This is a genomic window from Aquimonas sp. (genome assembly GCF_044377145.1).
In the GTDB taxonomy this organism is placed as follows: Bacteria; Pseudomonadota; Gammaproteobacteria; order Xanthomonadales; family Xanthomonadaceae; genus Aquimonas.
On record NZ_JBILJQ010000163.1, the window covers coordinates 1 to 3,437 of the forward strand.

At 61.2% G+C, this 3,437-nt stretch carries 4 protein-coding genes; all 4 read right to left on the bottom strand.

The window, feature by feature from the left end; genetic code table 11:
* Positions 1-1,013: TrbC family F-type conjugative pilus assembly protein (locus ACIQ7H_RS22105; RefSeq protein ID WP_395795639.1), on the bottom strand; the 1,013-nt coding region annotated here is incomplete at its 3' end.
* Positions 1,010-1,528 carry a signal peptidase I gene (lepB, locus tag ACIQ7H_RS22110; protein ID WP_395795641.1) on the bottom strand — a complete coding sequence of 173 codons (519 nt, stop codon included), beginning with the start codon at positions 1,526-1,528 and terminating at the stop codon, positions 1,010-1,012. The genes lepB and ACIQ7H_RS22105, both read right to left, overlap by 4 nt.
* Positions 1,525-1,821: a hypothetical protein gene (locus tag ACIQ7H_RS22115; protein WP_395795643.1), complete on the bottom strand. Its 297-nt coding sequence runs from the start codon at positions 1,819-1,821 to the stop codon at positions 1,525-1,527. The genes lepB and ACIQ7H_RS22115 overlap by 4 nt, the downstream gene beginning before the upstream one ends.
* A partial coding sequence (locus tag ACIQ7H_RS22120) for an ATP-binding protein (protein WP_395795645.1) occupies positions 1,818-3,437 on the bottom strand: 1,620 nt, incomplete at its 5' end. The genes ACIQ7H_RS22120 and ACIQ7H_RS22115, both read right to left, overlap by 4 nt.

The window sequence follows — 3,437 nt, forward strand, 5'->3', positions numbered from 1 at the left end:
ATTGGGCGATCACGGTGTGCGGCAATCTGCTCTCGAATAAACGCCACGTGGTCATCGCGGGTCGCGTCGAAAACCATCACGACATCGGGAAACGGCACGCGCTCAAGCGGATTGATTCGGTCCCCCTCACGCGCAAGGACGATTCCATCCGGAGTCGCCACGGTCTGGGTAACCTCGAACGTGGGGTCGAGCAAACGGACACTGTGGCGCTGTGCTCGAGGCAGGTCCAGGTAATCGAGGTTGTCCCAGAACCGCTGACGTGCAGCCTCGGCCTGCTCCGTCAGATCTATCTGCGCCAGACGCTCAGAGATCACCTCCGCCATGTCACGTTCGACGACCTCGACGGCCGAGCCGAAGCTGCCGAGGTCGCCCCGACGCCCCTTCCCGACCACCTGCTCCTTGAACCAAGTAACGTTCGCAATGCCCTGAGCACGTGCTACCTCAGCGCCGGTGGCATCGACCCAGACGAGCGTTGGCACTGCCTCAATCTGGAAGGTCCGGAACGGGTTGGGATCGAGCGCGAGGCGAGGCGCGACGCCGCCCTCTGTGACTTCGCCGATCAGCTCGCGAAGGGCGCGCAGGACATCGCCAAGCGTCTCTCCATCGCGCCCGCCACGAATAAGAGCCACCGCATCGCGCTCCGTACGGAGATCCTCAAGAACGTCATGCAAAGCACCTTCACCCATCGACACAGACACGAACACGAGGATCGAGGGGCGAGGCTCTCCGTCCTGGGCAGGTGCAGGCGCACGACTCATTGCAAACTGCTCGTTTAGCGCGCCCTCCAGCACAGCGCGGCCACTACGAGCGATGTTCTTCAGGTCGGGATCCTGTAGCGCAGCAGTGCTCTGCTCTTGGGCCTGTTCAATCAACCTGAAGTCCTCGCCGCTCAACTCCGAAGCAGGGTTCTCCAGGGCACGCACCGACCGCCCCACATCGATTACGTCGCCCTCAGCGGCCCATGCGCTGGCCAGCAGAACGGAAAGAGCAAGACCACCGATCAGCCGAATCACAGCACACCCCGCGCGCGCCCGATGACATCCGCGCGGTGCACCGGACCCCAATAGCGCGAGTCATAGCTAATAGGTGCTTCGCCCAGGACAAAATACTCACCCTCACGAAGCACGAAACGCGCATCGAAGTCGAAGGATGGGCGCCCGAGCCGAGCAAGTACTTCATCAGACAGGTAGGCGAGGACCGCCCCATTCACCCGAACCTCACCGGCTTCGACTTCGATGCGATCCCCCGGTACCCCAACCAATCGCTTCACCAGGACGGTGCCGGCTGGGAACATCGGCTGTGCTGCCCCAGACTCGAACGCGACAAGGTCGTAACGCTCAGGCTCGACGCCGAGCACAATCAGGTAGGACCACCACGGCAGGCACCGAATGGATTGTTGATCGAAGGCGATTCGGTAGTGCGATGAGACGTAGTGACCTGCCGCTCCGAGCCCTACGCTGAAGATGCACGCGAGGGCCAGAAAGCGTCGTTGCCAGGGATTGAGTCCCGACCAACCCCGCACGATCACGGTTGGACCTCGGCGCTGGCAGGCGTAGCGTGGAGCGCGTTGCGGCGGAGCACGAGGTAACCCGCCTCCGACAACTCAACCGATGAGACATCGATGCGCCGATACAGCGCTTCCAGCTCGGTGGGATTCGCGCGTGCCCCACCGATCGAACGCACGAGCGCAAGCTCGTCAATGACCACCACGGGAGGTCGCTTCGCGAGTTCTCGATCGACATAGTGCTTGCCGACCGCAAGACCTGTAGCGACGAGCACGGTGCATCCAATGATGGGCAGGACGCCGGCGGAACTGCTCATGCCGCGCTCCGGCGGGGCCTTGACCGATCCTCCAACACACGCAGAATGGCTTCATGCAGCGGCACGCCGCGGTCACGATAAGACTTGATCGCCGCGCGATCATTGGGATGCGTGGAATAAGCGAGTTGGGTGTACGGAGCCACCACCAAGCGCCCGATACCGGACCCATAGTTGGTGCGGAACAGGATCTCGGAGTACTCACCCTGGATCGTGTGGACCGACCGGAGCAGCTTGTAACCGAACTCGCCAAGATCGAGCCGATTCGCCTTCTGGATCATGTTCAGCGACTCGCCGGACTGCTTCAGCAAGTATTGATTCGCCGAGTTTTCGATGATCGCCTCAGCACCAGCGTTACGGTAGAAGTCGCTGATCGACTGCGTGATCGTGCACACCGCACCGTTCGCTTTGCGGACGCGCCTGTAGAAGGCCACGATGAAGTCGCGGGTCTCGTCGGCACCTAGAAGATCCCAGGCCTCATCCACGGCCAGCAATTTCTGCTGTGCCACATCTCCGCGAAACATCTGTTGGCTGATCTTGAGCATGAGCATGAGAAGCACGATGCGCTGCAGGTGCTTCTGCTGCTTGAGGCGCTCGAGCTCAAGCACAATGAAGGGGTTGCTCATGTCAAGAGTGGAGCGCCCGTTGAAGTAGCGCCCGTACTGACCGCCGCTGCAGAAGGCTCCGAGCTGTACCGCAAGGTCGCGAATGCGTGGATCCTCGGAGCGGCTGCATCGGTCGCGGACACCGTCGATCGATGAGTCGGGCCCATTGGCCGCGTACTCGATCCGCAAGATCGACTCAAGCGCGGCGCGCGAGAAATCAGTCAGGCCCTGCTTGGGCGCCGCCATGATCTCCAACAGAACACTGATCTCCGCCATCTCCTCGTCGAAGTTCGTGAGGCTGTCGAAGGGGTTGAGACAAATATCGCGCGCGGGGTCAAAATCGATGTACTGGCCACCCAGCATCTCGCACAGATTTCGATAGGAGCTTCCGACGTCGATGATGCGCACGGCTCCGCCCGTTGCGCGCATCGAGCACACGAGTTCGTTAACGAGAAAGGACTTGCCTGCGCCGGATTCCGCTGAGACGCAGAAGTTGTAGTTGGTCTCGCTGTCGAAGGGGCTGACGGCCATGACCTGACCGTCGCGAGAGAAGGGTGTCACAAGAGGTGTGGAAGTCCCACGCCATGGACCCAGTACCGGCGCAAGCGCGACCACGGAGCTGGTGGGGAAGGTCTTGTAGCGCCCCAGAATGGGTTGAATGTCGGCGTCGCCAGCGAAAGGCAACAGCTGGCAGAACAGCGGCAGAACGAAGTAGCGATCCTCCATCATCTGCCAACGGAACTCGCGCCAGTACGACTTGGCATTTGCGACGGCGCGAACGCTGTCTTCCTCGCTTTTGCAGAACAGCGCCATGCCGATGTAGGCCTTGACCAGGCGGTCGCCGTTGTCCATCGCACCAACTGCGATGTCCAGGCTCTTCTTGGTCCTTCCGTACTTTGAAACGAAGCGAGCCAACTTTCCTTCGGCGTTGCGGGTCGCCCAGGCCTGCTCAACCTCACGCTTGTTTCGCTCATTGGCGTCGTCCTCGAAGAGAACGTTCAACGTCACAAGCAT